Annotated in this window: 13 protein-coding genes and 1 pseudogene; 4 read left to right on the top strand and 10 right to left on the bottom strand. The window is 37.2% G+C overall.

What is annotated here, in order from left to right; genetic code table 11:
* Nucleotides 1-77 precede the first annotated feature (77 nt).
* From hscB to fdx, 3 genes are read left to right on the top strand one after another with little or no spacing between them, the layout of a single operon-like run.
* Nucleotides 78-596 (top strand): Fe-S protein assembly co-chaperone HscB, encoded by a 519-nt coding sequence (gene hscB, locus CSB87_RS18535; protein WP_004887424.1) that lies wholly within the window; start codon nt 78-80, stop codon nt 594-596.
* A 38-nt stretch (nt 597-634) separates the two neighbouring features.
* Nucleotides 635-2494 carry a Fe-S protein assembly chaperone HscA gene (hscA, locus tag CSB87_RS18530; protein ID WP_004709050.1) on the top strand — a complete coding sequence of 620 codons (1860 nt, stop codon included), beginning with the start codon at nt 635-637 and terminating at the stop codon, nt 2492-2494.
* A gap of 18 nt (nt 2495-2512) precedes the next feature.
* The gene (gene fdx, locus CSB87_RS18525) at nt 2513-2851 is read left to right on the top strand and encodes an ISC system 2Fe-2S type ferredoxin (RefSeq protein WP_004887426.1); all 339 of its coding nucleotides are present in this window, start codon (nt 2513-2515) and stop codon (nt 2849-2851) included.
* Nucleotides 2852-2899: 48 nt separating this feature from the next.
* On the opposite strand, the gene CSB87_RS18520 is transcribed toward fdx, so the two are convergent.
* The 8 genes and pseudogenes from CSB87_RS18520 to CSB87_RS18485 form a co-directional block, all read right to left on the bottom strand.
* Complete coding sequence (locus CSB87_RS18520) at nt 2900-4369, bottom strand: adenylate/guanylate cyclase domain-containing protein (RefSeq protein WP_001175670.1); 1470 nt, start codon at nt 4367-4369, stop codon at nt 2900-2902.
* Nucleotides 4370-4421: 52 nt separating this feature from the next.
* The gene (locus tag CSB87_RS18515) at nt 4422-4856 is read right to left on the bottom strand and encodes an HIT domain-containing protein (protein ID WP_000492048.1); all 435 of its coding nucleotides are present in this window, start codon (nt 4854-4856) and stop codon (nt 4422-4424) included.
* Nucleotides 4857-5057: 201 nt separating this feature from the next.
* On the bottom strand, nt 5058-8519 hold the full coding sequence (gene mfd / locus CSB87_RS18510; RefSeq protein WP_004887428.1) for a transcription-repair coupling factor: 3462 nt from the start codon (nt 8517-8519) through the stop codon (nt 5058-5060).
* Nucleotides 8520-8653: 134 nt separating this feature from the next.
* Nucleotides 8654-9010 carry a hypothetical protein gene (locus CSB87_RS18505; protein ID WP_004887430.1) on the bottom strand — a complete coding sequence of 119 codons (357 nt, stop codon included), beginning with the start codon at nt 9008-9010 and terminating at the stop codon, nt 8654-8656.
* Between the two features lie 80 nt (nt 9011-9090).
* A complete protein-coding gene (locus CSB87_RS18500) occupies nt 9091-10023 on the bottom strand; it encodes a Dyp-type peroxidase (protein ID WP_009504897.1) in 933 nt (310 codons plus the stop codon).
* 145 nt (nt 10024-10168) lie between these two features.
* Nucleotides 10169-10947: pseudogene (locus tag CSB87_RS18495) on the bottom strand (glutathione S-transferase N-terminal domain-containing protein).
* A 24-nt stretch (nt 10948-10971) separates the two neighbouring features.
* Nucleotides 10972-11478 carry a ribonuclease E activity regulator RraA gene (gene rraA, locus CSB87_RS18490; RefSeq protein WP_004887438.1) on the bottom strand — a complete coding sequence of 169 codons (507 nt, stop codon included), beginning with the start codon at nt 11476-11478 and terminating at the stop codon, nt 10972-10974.
* A gap of 11 nt (nt 11479-11489) precedes the next feature.
* Nucleotides 11490-12155, bottom strand: a complete 666-nt coding sequence (locus CSB87_RS18485; protein WP_004709063.1) for an NAD(P)H-binding protein — start codon at nt 12153-12155, stop codon at nt 11490-11492.
* A gap of 212 nt (nt 12156-12367) precedes the next feature.
* Here CSB87_RS18485 and rpsT point away from each other — a divergent pair, with 212 nt between their 5' ends.
* The gene (gene rpsT, locus CSB87_RS18480) at nt 12368-12634 is read left to right on the top strand and encodes a 30S ribosomal protein S20 (RefSeq protein ID WP_000013652.1); all 267 of its coding nucleotides are present in this window, start codon (nt 12368-12370) and stop codon (nt 12632-12634) included.
* A 56-nt stretch (nt 12635-12690) separates the two neighbouring features.
* Here rpsT and CSB87_RS18475 read toward each other — a convergent pair whose 3' ends face one another.
* Together CSB87_RS18475 and CSB87_RS18470 are read right to left on the bottom strand one after the other, a co-directional pair.
* Entirely contained in the window at nt 12691-13425 is a 735-nt protein-coding gene (locus CSB87_RS18475) for a histidine phosphatase family protein (RefSeq protein WP_004709064.1), read from the bottom strand.
* A 57-nt stretch (nt 13426-13482) separates the two neighbouring features.
* A complete protein-coding gene (locus tag CSB87_RS18470) occupies nt 13483-14340 on the bottom strand; it encodes a 3'(2'),5'-bisphosphate nucleotidase CysQ family protein (protein ID WP_004887439.1) in 858 nt (285 codons plus the stop codon).
* Nucleotides 14341-14611: the final 271 nt, after the last annotated feature.

Raw genomic sequence — 14611 nt, 5'->3', positions numbered from 1 at the left:
TTTCCTTTTTCTCATTAAAACAGTGTCTTTCAACAGCACTGTTTTAATGTATTTAATTAACGTGGATCCCATTTCTAATGAATCATTTTGAGTTGTTCAATTTACCTGTGGCACTCGATATCGATTTGGCAAGCTTAAAATCAAATTTCTTGAGTTTGCAACAACAATATCATCCAGATAAAGCCGCAGATAAAGATCAAGCATTAATCAAATCAAGTGAAATCAATCAAGCTTTTAAAACACTATCACAAGTAGATAGTCGTGCTGCTTATCTTTTAGCTCTTAAGAAGCAAGATCATCATCTTGATCAATCTATTAGTGATTTTGAGTTTCTACAATCTGCTTTAGAACTTCGTGAACAACTTGACGAAGCGACAACAACTGAACATTTACGTACTTTAAAGCTAGAAGTACAACAATGGATTGATGGCCTGGTTCGTGAATTCAAAATTGATTACAGCGAAGAAGATTGGGCTGAAGCACGTGATACCGTACGTAAGTTACGTTTCTTTCAACGTGTTTTGAACGATATTGATAAAGCAGAAGATCAACTGTTAGATGAAGAAGACAGCTTTGATTTAGACGATGATTTTTAATTTTGCTTTTTCTACTTTATTTTCAAGGGATTTAACTCATGGCACTTTTGCAAATTGCTGAACCGGGTCAATCCAGTGCCCCACACCAACATCGCATTGCGATTGGTATTGACCTAGGAACAACACACTCACTAGTTGCGACAGTGTTATCAGGCAAACCTAAAGTACTCAATGATGTTCAAAATAGAAGATTACTTCCTTCTATCGTTCATTATGGGGACAATACAACTCATTATGGTGAAGAAGCTAAACCATTTATCATTGCAGATCCCAAAAATACGATTGTATCTGTTAAAAGATTTATGGGACGCTCAAAAGCAGACATTAAGTTTCAGCATCCTTATGAATTAGTAGGCTCAGAAAATGAAATGCCTGCTTTTGAAACACGTGCCGGGCGCAAAACACCAGTAGAAATTTCAGCCGAAATTTTAAAACAATTAAAAGATCGTGCTGAAGACAGCTTACAAAATCCTGTTAATGGTGCTGTGATTACAGTTCCTGCTTATTTTGACGAAGCTCAGCGTCAAGCAACTCGCGATGCAGCTCAACTTGCAGGCTTAAACGTATTACGTTTATTAAATGAACCTACAGCTGCCGCAGTAGCTTATGGATTAGATCAAGAAAGTAATTTAGAGACCGACCGTAATTATGTAATTTACGATTTGGGCGGTGGTACTTTTGATGTATCAATCTTACGTTTTTCACAAGGCGTATTTGAAGTTTTAGCGACCGGCGGCCATACCGCTTTAGGTGGTGATGACTTAGACCGCCTCATTGTGAAATGGGCAAAAAAGCAGCTTAATATTGATGTATTAAGTAATGAAGACTATGCAGTATTTATAGTTGCAGCACGTCAAGCTAAAGAGCAATTATCTACTCAAGATTCAGTTGAATTAAAACTGCTTGATAGAACTCTTACACTAGACCGACCTACATTTGAAAGTATCATTCAAGTTGCTTTAGATAAAACAATCAGTGTTTGTAAGCGTGTATTGCGTGATGCAAAGCTTGATTTGACTGACATTCAAAATGTAGTTTTAGTGGGTGGCTCTACCCGCTCTTATGCAGTTCAAAAAGCTGTACGTGAAGTTTTTGGTCAAGAACCTCTTTGCACAATTAACCCAGATGAAGTTGTAGCAATCGGTGCTTCAATTACAGCAAACCAGTTAATTGGTAATAGCCAAGATGGCTCACTTCTTCTAGATGTCACTCCTCTTTCTCTTGGTTTAGAAACAATGGGAGGACTAGTTGAACGTCTGATCTCTCGTAATACAGCTATTCCTGTTGCACGTCGTCAAGAGTTCACAACCTATCAAGATGGCCAAACTGCCATGTTAATTCATGTGGTTCAAGGTGAACGTGATTTAGTTGAACATTGCCGCTCATTAGGTAGATTTGTACTCCATGGCATTCCGCCAATGACTGCAGGTCAAGCCCGTATTGAAGTCACTTTCCAAGTTGATGCTGATGGCTTACTTACTGTTTCTGCTCGTGAAGCAACTTCTGGTGTACAAGCTCATATCGATATCAAACCATCGTATGGTTTATCTGAGGCAGATACAGAACGCTTATTAATTGAAGGTTTCCAACATGCCGAAGAAGACAAAAATCTTCGTCACTTAAAAGAAACCAAAGTTGAAGCAGAGCGTGAACTTGAAGCTCTAGAGCAAGCCTTAAAAGTAGATGCTGATTTACTTGATGAAAAGCAACTTGCAGAACTCAATTCTTCAAAAGAATCATTAAAAGTTCAGCTCGAAGGTAGTGATATTCAAGCGATTGAGCATGCAGTTCAACAGCTTAAAGTACATAGTGACGCTTTTGCAGCATTACGAATGAACCGACATATTGACCATGCCTTAAAAGGCACAAAGCTCGACGATTGGTCAAAATCAAACTAAAAGGTATAGGTGATCAATATGCCACGTATTAAAGTACTTCCTCATGCTCAGATTTGCCCTGAAGGTGCAGAATTTGAGGTTGAACAAAATGCAAATCTTTGCCAAAGTTTGCTCAATAAAGGTATCAAAATTGAACACGCTTGTGATATGTCTTGTGCATGTACAACTTGCCACGTGATTGTTCGCAAAGGTTTTGATAGCTTAGAAGAGATGAACGATGTTGAAGCCGATCTTTTAGACCGTGCTTGGGGTTTAGAACCAGACTCACGTCTTTCATGTCAGGTGAAAGTTGTAGATGAAGATCTTGAAATTGAGATTCCGAAATACACAATTAACCACGCTTCGGAAAATCACTAATAAATAATAAAAAAAGCTGCTTAGGCAGCTTTTTTTATTTATATAAATTTATACCTGATCTTGTTCTTCATCGATATTTATAGGCTTAACTTCATCCTCAAGTCTAAGCTGAGCAACACCTTGAGTATTAACCAAAGTTTGTTGAACTTTAATGCGCTGAATCATTTTTTCAAGCACTTCAACCAACTCAGGGTATTCGTAGTTTTGTACTTCTTCTAAATTTAAAACTAAATGGAAACCTTTATATTCATAATCAAACCATTGTTGATGGTCTGATTTATTTCCTGTGTATTTTTCCATGACTTGCCATGTTTTTACTGCCCCTTGAATACCCTTTAAATAAATTGGGGTCTTAGGCGCACATAGAAAATCACTTTTGATTAATTGATAAGTATCATCAGAAATGAGTATTTCATCAATTTCAGCAGCATACTGTAAACGTGCCGCTAAATTTACGTCGCGACCTACAATCGTATAAGCCATACGATGGGTTGCACCATAATTCCCTACGTGGCAATAACCTGTACTAATACCCATACGGATATGTAAGGCTGAATATCCCATTTTCTTCCATCGTTCGCGCAATAACTTCATTTGCTGTCGCATAGCAATTGCCATTTCTACACACGATTTGGCATCTTGCTCAACTCCTTGTGAATTCGGATCTCCAAAAAAGATGAGGATTGCATCTCCCATAAATTTATCGACAGTCGCCTCATATTGCTTCGCAATTTCAGTCATATGACTTAAATAGTCATTAAGCAAGAAGGCCAAGTCATCTGGAATTAAGGTTTCTGACAATTCAGTAAAACCTTGAATATCAGAAAAGAAGACGGTCATTTTTTTACGTTTATATTCGATTTTTGCTTCAGCTTCACCACGCATAATCGACTGCCATAATTGCAATGGAGCATAGCGGCTTAACTGATTAGCAAAAGCGATATAACGCGTCATTTGGTCATAATAATGCTGGCGTTGCTGACTAATTTTTTTTACCCAGCGATGTTGGTAGTAATTTCCAATAGTGATAAACATCACTAAACCAAGTAGGGTAATTACCGTTAATTCTTGGCTTGTGGCTTCAAAATATGGATGAAAACCAAATAGAAAAAAAGTACTTAAATAAAAAATAATCGCACCAAGCAGACTCGTTAAACAAATCACTGCAAACGAAATACGACTATTAATTGCTGAGTAAAATAATGCAAAAAGTGCAATAAATGTAGGAACAAGATTGAGGTGTACGCCTGCTAGAGTAACCGCCACCACAATTGCATCTATCGCAAAGAAAACACTTTTTTGGGTTTTCTTATCAAATTGGTACTGTAACCAGTGCTCTAATTTAGAACTAACAAAAAGTAAAAAAAGAAAGAAAGGAGGAATATAGATTTGATAATTAGTATTTGGTGAGGTAAAGGCATAGATCACTAAAATCAATGACAGAATGGAATACCCCATCAAACGATGAAAATATGCAAACTGCTTAGGTTCCCGATCTATAAACCTCTCTAATTGCACCCTATCCTCCACATTTCAATGTAGCCACACTCACATGTGGCATGACATTGATTTAATCCATGCGCCAATCAAAAGGCATATCACCCTGACCACGTAAAGCAAGCATAAGGGTCTGACGCATGTGAGCTAAAACATCACTTGTGTATGGTACAGCTGGTGTACCCCACACTGGTTTAGGCCAAGCTACGTCATTTTGATAGCGGACAACATGGTGGAAATGTAATTGAGGTACCATATTACCTAAAGCTGCAACATTCATTTTGTCAGCACGAAAAACGCGAGATAACTGGCTAGATAACCAGCTTGATTCACGTAAAAACTGTTCTTGGTCAGCTTGACTTAATTCGTATAATTCCGTGATTCCTGGTACACGAGGTACTAAAATCAACCAAGGAAATTGCATATCATTCATTAAACGACATGTTGAAAGCGGGAAATCGCCTACAAAAAAAGTATCTTGAGCAAGTTGTGGATGCAAACTAAACATATCTTTTATAAATGACAATAAACAATAATGGCTAATACTATCACATCAGTTTTGATGTGAATATTATTAGTAGTCCGTTTACTTACAAATAACAATGATTTTATGCACTTATTCATATCTCAAGGTATAAAAAAGTACATAAAATCCAATCACAACAAGACAAATGCCCTGATCAGTTATGGCTTATTCAAAAAACTGGACTCAGGCATGTAATTCACTCATCAATTTTTGTAGTAAATCATTGATAAATTGAATTCGTTTTTCATAGTCTTCAAGCTGCACCATCACTTTCAAGCGCTGTCCACCTTCCATACGATAATAGGTCGGGTTCTTTTGCATGAGTTGAATAATACTAATCGCCTGAACTGGAGTATCTGGTGAAAATTCAATGTTGCCGCCTTGAGTATTAATATCAATTTTTGTAATACCCAAATGCTCCGCTTTTAAGCGGATCTGATGCACGCTAAACAAGTGTTTAACTGATTGCGGTGGAACACCAAAACGGTCAATAAGCTCCATGCGAATATTATCCAGTTTTTCTTGAGTATCTGTATTACTAATACGTTTATAGAATAATAAACGTTGATGAACATCACCTAAGTAATCATCCGGAATAAGTGCGGGAATATGTAAGTTAATTTCTGCAGTTAACGACAATGGTGCATCGAAATTCGGTGTTTTACCCTGTTGAATTGCTTTAGTCGCTTTCTCAAGCATTTCCATATACAAGCTATATCCGATCGCCTGCATTGAACCGCTTTGTTGCTCACCCAACAATTCACCAGCACCACGAATTTCTAAATCTTCCGTAGCGAGCATAAAGCCTGCGCCTAATGTAGAAGCTCGTTGAATTGCATCAAGACGTTTTTCAGCATCACCTTTCAAGTGCTTGATTGAAGGCACCAATAAGTAAGCATAAGCTTGGTGATGTGAACGACCTACACGTCCACGCAACTGGTGCAATTGTGCTAAGCCAAGCTTATCTGCACGTTCAATTAAAATTGTATTGGCATTTGGAACATCAATACCCGTTTCAATAATGGTTGAACACACCAGCACATTATATTCTTTGTGGTAGAACTGCTGCATAACTTGCTCAAGTTCACGTTCACGCATTTGTCCATGTGCTACCGCCACGCGTGCTTCTGGCACAAGCATACGAATATTTTCAGCCGCTCGCTCAATGGTATCTACTTCATTATGCAAGAAGTAAACTTGTCCACCACGTAATAACTCACGCAAAATCGCCTCTTTGATTGAAGCATCTGTATGTTCTTGAACAAACGTTTTTACTGCTAAACGACGTGCTGGTGGAGTGGCAATGATCGATAAATCACGCATTCCCGAAAAAGCCATATTAAGCGTACGAGGAATTGGAGTTGCGGTAAGGGTCAACATATCAACATCAGCACGCAAAGCCTTAATTCGCTCTTTGTCACGTACGCCAAAGCGATGTTCCTCATCCACGACCATTAAGCCTAGATCTTTAAACTGAACATTCTCTTGTAATAACTTGTGTGTGCCTACCACAATATCGACTTTACCATCCGCCAAGTCTTCAATATTTTTTAAATGAGTTTTGTTTGAACCAAATCGTGATAACACTTCAATACGAACAGGCCAATCAGCAAAACGATCTTTAAAAGACTCATAATGCTGTTGGGCAAGTAACGTGGTAGGAACTAAAACTGCAACTTGTTTACCATTTTGTACTGCAACAAAAGCTGCACGCATGGCCACTTCGGTTTTACCAAAACCTACATCACCACACACCAATCTATCCATTGGTTTTGCTTGCTGCATATCATATAGTGTGGCTTCAATTGCATTGGCCTGATCAAGTGTTTCTTCATACGCAAAGCCACTTGCAAATTGCATATAAAGCGACTGATCCAATTCAAAAGCAAAACCAGGTTTTGACTGACGACGTGCCTGAATATGCAAAAGCTCGGCTGCAACATCATGAATTTGCTCTAATGCTTTACGTTTTGCTTTACTCCAAGCATCAGTACCAATTTTATGTAACGGTGCTAAATCTGGGTCGCCGCCACTATAACGGCTAATTAGATGTAAGTTGGTTACTGGAACATAAACTTTGGCATCTTCAGCATAATCTAGCTGTAAGAACTCATAGTCTTGACCTTCGATAGCAAGTGTAATTAAGCCAGCATAACGTCCCACACCATGATCAATATGTACGACAGGAGCACCAATACTTAGCTCAGTTAAGCTTCGAATTAGAAACTCTTCAGAAACTTCCTGTTGACGCTTACGACGACGCTGTACAACTCGGTGTTCATAAAGCTGATTTTCTGAAATAACTGTTAATTGATCAGTTATAAGTAAACCACGGTCTAAAGGTGCATTGGTAATCGCAATTGCAAATTGACTGGTTTTGAATTGCTCAAAATTCTCTACATTTGGAATTTCACCCAAACTTGAACGCAATGCATCTTTTAAACTTTCTCGGCGTCCTGCACTTTCTGCAACCAATAGAACAGGATGGTTTGCTTCATCAATATATTTTTTTACAGCTGCAAATGGTTTCTCTTTTTTTGGATCGACCGGTAATTTAGGGGGTTGCTCAGTTTTAAGGTTAAGTGCACCAGCTTTTTCTTCAATAGTTTCTGCACTTACAAGCATGCGCGGAAACTGATTTAAAGCACTCAGCAAATTATTTGGAGAAATAAATAACTCTTCAGGAGCAAGAATAGGTTGATCAATATTATGACGTCGATCTTCATAACGACGCATAACTTCTTTCCAGAAGTTAGTTAAATCGGTATCAACATCACTAGTTGTAATTACAATGCAATTCTTTGGCAAGTACGTTGTAAACATACTTTGCGATTGCATTTGTTCTTTATCAAAAAATAATGGTAAATAAAATTCAATTCCGGGAGATGCTATACCATCTAAAACATCTTGATAAATTGGATTTTTCTTAGGGTTTGCTGTCGGGAAAAACTCAGAATAACGATCTCTAAAAACTGACCGTGCTTCTTTTAATGGAAACTCTTTAGCGGGTAGAACAGTAAAACTTTTTAACGTTGTGGTTGTTCTCTGGGTTTCAGGGTCAAAGAATTTTAACGAATCAATTTCGTTATCAAATAGATCTATTCGGATAGGAGCTTCTTGCCCAGATGCAAAAATATCCATAATACTACCGCGTACCGCAAATTCTCCATGATCATAAACTGTATCTACCAAATGGTAGCCAGCCTGAACCAATCTTAGTTTTTGCTGTTCTAAATCAAATTTTTGCCCCACTCTTATATCAAAGTGCTTACCCAAAACCCATGAGTAAGGCGCAACCCGTTGAGCCAAAGTACTTGCTGAAATGAGTAATACGCCTTGCTGCGGCATATTCGATAAAATCGCAAGACGTTCCGAGACAATATCCTGATGCGGAGATAACCTATCGTAAGGCAAAATTTCCCAATCGGGAAAAATTGTCGGTTTTATTCCATAAAACTCAAGTTCACTTTCTAATTGAGCAACATGTTGGTTATTTCGAGCGACTAAAACTAATAAAGAAGAATGCTGATTTACAATTTCTTTAAGCAATAAAGCTGCTGATGAACCTAATAACGACCCCACCCAACGCTTTTCACCGGCCTTGAGCTGTTGCAAATTCAATTGAGAGATTTCTTGTTGAAACATGTATATGGCTTTTATGAGCTAAAAAGGTATGAGGTTAATAGTAGCATGATGTTTTTATTGAATTGAGTTATTTTTCTGAAATCAAGCTACTACTTTAAGATACTTTTTTATAGTTCTTAAACAAATGTTTGAACTTATTTATCACGTAGAAACATCACATAATATTGGTTCAATATTTGTATGATTGCTTTAAGTTCAAGCAACTTTTCTTGAGTATTACCTAACCTTTCGATATAGCGTTGATTTGCAATTTCTAAATCAATTTTTTCATTAATTTGTGGTGTGATTTGGAATAACTTACGTAAATCATCAAAGTTCTGTAATTTACGATTTGAAAAATATTCAAGGTGCTCTGACCACTTTTCATTAATCACGACATCTTTAATAACCGGACCACGCTCTGAATCAAAACTGAGCTGATTCTCCTGTAAATATAATTGCTCTGGTGACTCTTTCGAGTCTTGAAAAAGCTGGCTTAACTTTTTGAACATTTCATCACATCTTATTAGTTTCAATTTATATAGTAGAGGTAATCTACTCACCTCTACCATCTAAGTTTATTTTTTAATGCCTACTCGCCACCCAAGTCATCTAGAAAATCTACTGTCGGGACGAAAAATAAAGTACCTGTTTGGGCAGTGCTAAAGTCAAGTAAGCGGTCAAGATGACCTTGCTCATTTCCTAAGAACATATTTTCAAGCATTTGACGGGTTGTACTAAATTTACGCGAGTATCCAATAAAGAAAGTCCCATATTCATTTTTTGAAGGGTTAGAAAAAGGCATATTGGCACGCATAATTTTTAGCTCATTACCTTCTGCATCATGCGCTTTACTTACCACATTATGAGCTGTTAAAGGCTTTTCATCATCACCGAGTTCAATATCATTAAACTTCTTACGACCAATTACTTTTTCTTGTTCTTCATCACTTAAAGCACGCCATTTTTCCATATCATGGGTATATTTTTGAATAAATGCATAACTTCCCCCAATGAATTCGGGATCTTCGCTGCCCACTAGAGCCCACTGCGCTGCAATTACAGGTTCAGGATTTTCTGTTCCATCTACAAAGCCGATAATTGCACGACCATCGAAATAACGGAAACCATGTACTTCATCAATTGGATAAGTCACTTTACCCAACTGTTCATTGATAATACTTCCCAATTCATAGCAGAGAGCTTGTCGATCAGCACGAATATGAAAGAATAAATCACCTGGTGTTGAAACGGCTGTGTACTTTGGGCCTTTGATTTCTTGGAATGTTTCTAATTCTTGAGGCTTTGATTGTTCTGGAAATAAGATATCCCACGCATTTGAGCTAAAACCGAACGTGGCATTAAATTTACTTTCTGGATAACGATTAGACAAACTTCTGGTTAACGCTGAAAAATTAGCTGCAAAATCTTTTACTTTTTCTACAACAGAATCACCTTGAGCTAATCCTAATACAATAAATAATGCATTTTCTCCAGGATGACTCGTTACAGGTTGAATTCTCATACATTCCATAAAACAGGCCTTATTTTGGTAATTTACGGTAGTAATTTAGCATATTCATGTTTTTATCGTACGATTTCTTATGGTTCTTAGCTATTAAAAAAGAGATTGAACGATCCCAATCTCTTGTAATTTTTCTAAGTTATATTTAGCCACCATATTGTTGTTTTAAGTATTTTACAATTTGGGCAGATTCAAACATTTTAACGCCTGTATTTGGATCAACTAAATAAGGCACCTGCATTTTTCCTTGCATAATCTGCAACGATTTTTCTCGTTTACCACCCTTTAAGGGCACATATTTTCCCGGTTTTAAGCGAAGAATAGCAGGCCCCATATCTTGCCACCTTTCTTTAGCCACATTATGCAAAATATAAGGAATTTCAAGTTCGCATAGTACATTTCTTACTCTCTTGAATATGGGCTTGCTTCAAAACTCCATAATTCAAGTTTATGTTCAGGTGCGGTCCGATTTACTATTTTTTTATCAATCCAGACTCCACGAGCACCATTTAATAAGGTTCCAGCAAATGCAACATATGGTTTTTCAGGATAATTTGAAAATTTCTGAGGCGTTTGCCCTGTCTTACCATAATGTTTAAATAAATGATGAATAATATCTTGTGATTCGTATAGTTTATCGCCTGTATTTTCATCAATTAAAAATGGAAACTGCAATTTACCGCCTATTTCTTTTACAACTGAACGATATCTTGTTCCCCCTTTGGGACATGGGTAAATTTCCACATCCAAATTTAAAAGTGTAATCACTTCACGAACACGCCGACAAAATGGTGAACCTTCAAACTCATAAAGTTTTAGAGCTTTAACAGGCTGATTAGGAAATGCTGTACCTGTAACCCCTCTACCACCTTGAGCAATTGCAGATGCTACTGCTTGCAGCACTTTAATTTGATGATTCACCATTACACGTTCCTTTATATTGTGGAGCTAAACTAATTTTTCCTTAGCAATCACAATTCCATTGTTATCTGCATAAATAAAATCGCCAGATTGAATTGTGACTCCACCAAAATACAAAGGAATATCTACTTCACCAATGCCCTTACGATTACTTTTTTGTGGAATTGCAGCCAATGCATGTACCCCTAAATCCAGAGTCGCAAGTGCATCAACATCACGTACACAGCCATAAATAACCACACCATTCCAGTTATTTTTAACTGCTGATTCAGCAATCATATCTCCCATAAGTGCGCAGCGCATTGAAGCACCACCATCTACAACTAATACCCTCCCTGTACCATCTGTAGCCAATAATTCTTTTACACGCGAGTTATCTTCAAAACACTTTACAGTCACAACTTGTCCACCAAAAGTTTGACGTGCACCGTAACTTTTAAAGAACTTACCGTCCATTGAGGGCGTGACCACTTGTAAATCTTTTTCCGGGTTATCATCCAATAAATCACATGTCACAAATGGTACTGTTGACACTTTTATTCTCCTTATCGAGTTTGTTGTATGCTGAGATTATCATATCGTTTAAATGCTTCAATTTGCGTTAGCGCCGCTACAACCATGGTATGAGCCAATTGCTCTGCTGTAACAGGTTTATATTTGAATGGTTTATTCCATTTACTTTCAATGAATTTAAAAAGACTTTGTCCTAAATCTTCCATAAAACGCACATCGCTACGTTTACCAATTAATAAAGATGGCCTGAAAATAGATAATTTTTCGATGCCTAAACTCTGAATATAGTCTTCTAATTGTCCTTTAACCTTATTGTAGAAAATTGGTGAATTAGCATTTGCCCCAAGTGCACTTACAATTAAAAAATGGATATGTTTATCTTGGATCAAGTCTGCAAAATGAGCATTTATCTCATAATCCACCGCATAAAAGCCTTGTTTTGAACCTGCTATTTTTAAAGTTGTACCTAAACAGCTAAATGCGTGAGTATGATCATTTACGTCTTCATCGTTGAGCAATAAAAAATCTTCAATTACTAACTGAGTAACTTTTTTATATGTATTAAGTAGTTGTGATTCTTTTCTAACAACAACTGTAATCGCTTCAAATTCCGGTGTTTGTTCAAGCTCTTCAACTAGAGCTAATCCAACGAGTCCTGTAGCACCTACTACAATTGCTTTTTTCGTGCTTATAGTCATTTTTTATCCAACCTTCTTTAAGTTTGTATCAAATTTAACCTTTTCTTACGGTTTTAGCAGCCCCTAAAACGGCTTAAAATGCTCTCAAGGCTTGACTTCACGGTATTGATTCATCACAATATGGCACTTGTTTACGGGCTGGTGATGGTTACACCAGTTTACTGGATTGACCACAGCCCGCCCAGACCAACTTATTTTCAAGGAGTGCAAGAGTGGCAAACTCTGCTCAAGCTAAAAAACGTGCGCGCCAAAACGTTAAAGCGCGTAAACACAACGCAAGCTTGCGTTCTATGGTTCGTACTTACATCAAACGTACTTTAAGTGCAATCGCTGGTGGTGATTATGCTGTTGCTACAGAAGCTTACAAAAAAGCTGTTCCTGTAATCGACCGCATGGCTGATAAAGGCATCATCCACAAAAATAAAGCTGCTCGTCATAAGAGCCGTTTAAATGCTCAAGTTAAAGCTTTAGCTAACTAATTGAAGCATGTAAAAAAAGCCCAACAGGGCTTTTTTTATTACCTATAATTTTATAATTACTCTACTTTATGAAATTTAGAGACATCTAACTCGTAAGCTTCGCCTCGCCAAATCCATTTCAATTTACAATTTGGAAATTCATCCCCTTCAAACCACACAAACAGGCCTTCCATCATTTCTGGCCAATCTGCTTTTTGTATTTGATTGTTGCCTGAAATTACAGCAACTATGGCAGCAATAATTGTGTCATGACTAACAGCTAAACTCAGCCCACTTTTTGTTTTAGGATGAGTCTGATAAATAAGTTCCAACACATCTAAAACCCCAGTAATGGGATGTTTCATACCAGGTAATGCATTGTTCACAAAACTATTAATAAAGCCTAAAGCACCTTGTTTACGAAAATATGGTGCAGCCTGTTGAATATCGAGTACAAAGCTCCCCGGTTCTACCAGTAAGCCTTGTTCAACAATTTCAATTGTATGTGTATTCGGTTCAGGGCTTACCCCATCTGCACCTTCAATCATAAGTGCAGCAGTATCTACACAACGTTGAATTGGACTAGAAATACAGTGTTGAATTACACGATCCGTATTTTTGATTAAATAGCTACCCCATTCCTGTGCAAGCTCACGTCCTTGAGGTGTAAGTTGAAGGTCATATCCTGCCAAGCCTTGCCCATCTACCAGCTCTCTTAAGGAGTGACGTGTAAAAAGGGTTACAGGAGTTGAAGCATCAGGCAATAAATCAATTGCTTCAAACATGCTTTTAGGCAATAAATCGAGTGCCATTTTTATCGTGTCATCTTTTCTCAATATTTTGCCACTATAGCATGTCTGCAATAACTCTCAATCCAAAACACCCGATTGAGCCAAAGCTTCAAATGCTATTTTTTTGCTTTCCTGATCACGAAATGCGATAAAGCCCCCGTTTAATACAGTATCACGTTGGTTATATTCAAATGGTTTACCTTTTAGTGTGAGCAAACCTCCACCTATACTTTCTAATAATCCCTGACCTGAGCTAGTATCCCATTCAGATGTAGGGTGAAATCTAGGGTAAATATCAATCTCGCCTTCTAACATCATGCAAAATTTATAAGCACTTCCCGCTTCACGTCGAATTACGGTACGGCTCTTTTCAATTGGCTCAATAAACTTCTGATACTTCGGGTTTTTACTACTATGACTTAAGCCAATTTGTACAGGCGCTTGTGTCGAATAAGATTCTTTTTGATATTGGTACCATTGTTGTTGGCTAAAGTTATATTTAAAAGGCAAATCACTTAAATAACCTAAATAAACAACTTGTTCACACGGTACAACAATTACAGAAAATACAGTTTCACGCCCCTCAATCAAACTCAAATTTATCGTGAACTCATCTCGTTCATGTATAAACTCTTTCGTACCATCAAGAGGATCTAGCATCCAACAAGAAGACCAATCGTGGCGAGCGCTATAGTCGCTTTCTTCGGATAAAACTGGTAACTCTGGTGTGATTTCTGCAAGATGTTTCAATAAAAATTGATTTACTTTTAAATCTGCTTGGGTCACAGGTGAATCATCATGTTTTTCTTGAATATTAAACTCATATCCAGCTGAATAATTCTGATATTCTTGTAATAAGATCTGACTAGCCTCTTCCAATATTGGTAGTAGCTGTTCAATTAAGACATCATTGGGGCGAGTTGTTGTTATAAACATAAATAAGCTCTATTTACTTTCCTTTTCATTATAAGTGAATTGTGACAAATTCAGTATTCACCAACAGTCTAGTATTCTTACAAAAAGCTCTTATCTTTAACTAAGAAGTCTTCTATTACCTTAAAAGCTGATTCTTTATATTTTTACTTATTAAACCACTTATTACTCAAGAGAAAGTAACGTTAAATTTTGTATAAAAAACATATTATAACTTATGAAAAATAAACAACTTAATGTAAAACCAACCATTTCCTTTTCACACATTTCTTGC

Source organism: Acinetobacter sp. AR_0276, from assembly GCF_003000705.1.
Classification (GTDB): domain Bacteria; phylum Pseudomonadota; class Gammaproteobacteria; order Pseudomonadales; family Moraxellaceae; genus Acinetobacter; species Acinetobacter nosocomialis.
This window is presented reverse-complemented; position numbering and strand designations above follow the sequence as displayed.

Bases quoted from the DNA above. Each gene is read 5' to 3' on its own strand.
- hscB (WP_004887424.1), top strand. From the start codon at position 78: ATGAATCATTTTGAGTTGTTCAATTTACCTGTGGCACTCGATATCGAT.
- hscA (WP_004709050.1), top strand. From the start codon at position 635: ATGGCACTTTTGCAAATTGCTGAACCGGGTCAATCCAGTGCCCCACAC.
- fdx (WP_004887426.1), top strand. From the start codon at position 2,513: ATGCCACGTATTAAAGTACTTCCTCATGCTCAGATTTGCCCTGAAGGT.
- CSB87_RS18515 (WP_000492048.1), bottom strand. From the start codon at position 4,856: ATGTTTAGTTTGCATCCACAACTTGCTCAAGATACTTTTTTTGTAGGC.
- mfd (WP_004887428.1), bottom strand. From the start codon at position 8,519: ATGTTTCAACAAGAAATCTCTCAATTGAATTTGCAACAGCTCAAGGCC.
- CSB87_RS18505 (WP_004887430.1), bottom strand. From the start codon at position 9,010: ATGTTCAAAAAGTTAAGCCAGCTTTTTCAAGACTCGAAAGAGTCACCA.
- CSB87_RS18500 (WP_009504897.1), bottom strand. From the start codon at position 10,023: ATGAGAATTCAACCTGTAACGAGTCATCCTGGAGAAAATGCATTATTT.
- CSB87_RS18485 (WP_004709063.1), bottom strand. From the start codon at position 12,155: ATGACTATAAGCACGAAAAAAGCAATTGTAGTAGGTGCTACAGGACTC.
- CSB87_RS18475 (WP_004709064.1), bottom strand. From the start codon at position 13,425: ATGGCACTCGATTTATTGCCTAAAAGCATGTTTGAAGCAATTGATTTA.
- CSB87_RS18470 (WP_004887439.1), bottom strand. From the start codon at position 14,340: ATGTTTATAACAACAACTCGCCCCAATGATGTCTTAATTGAACAGCTA.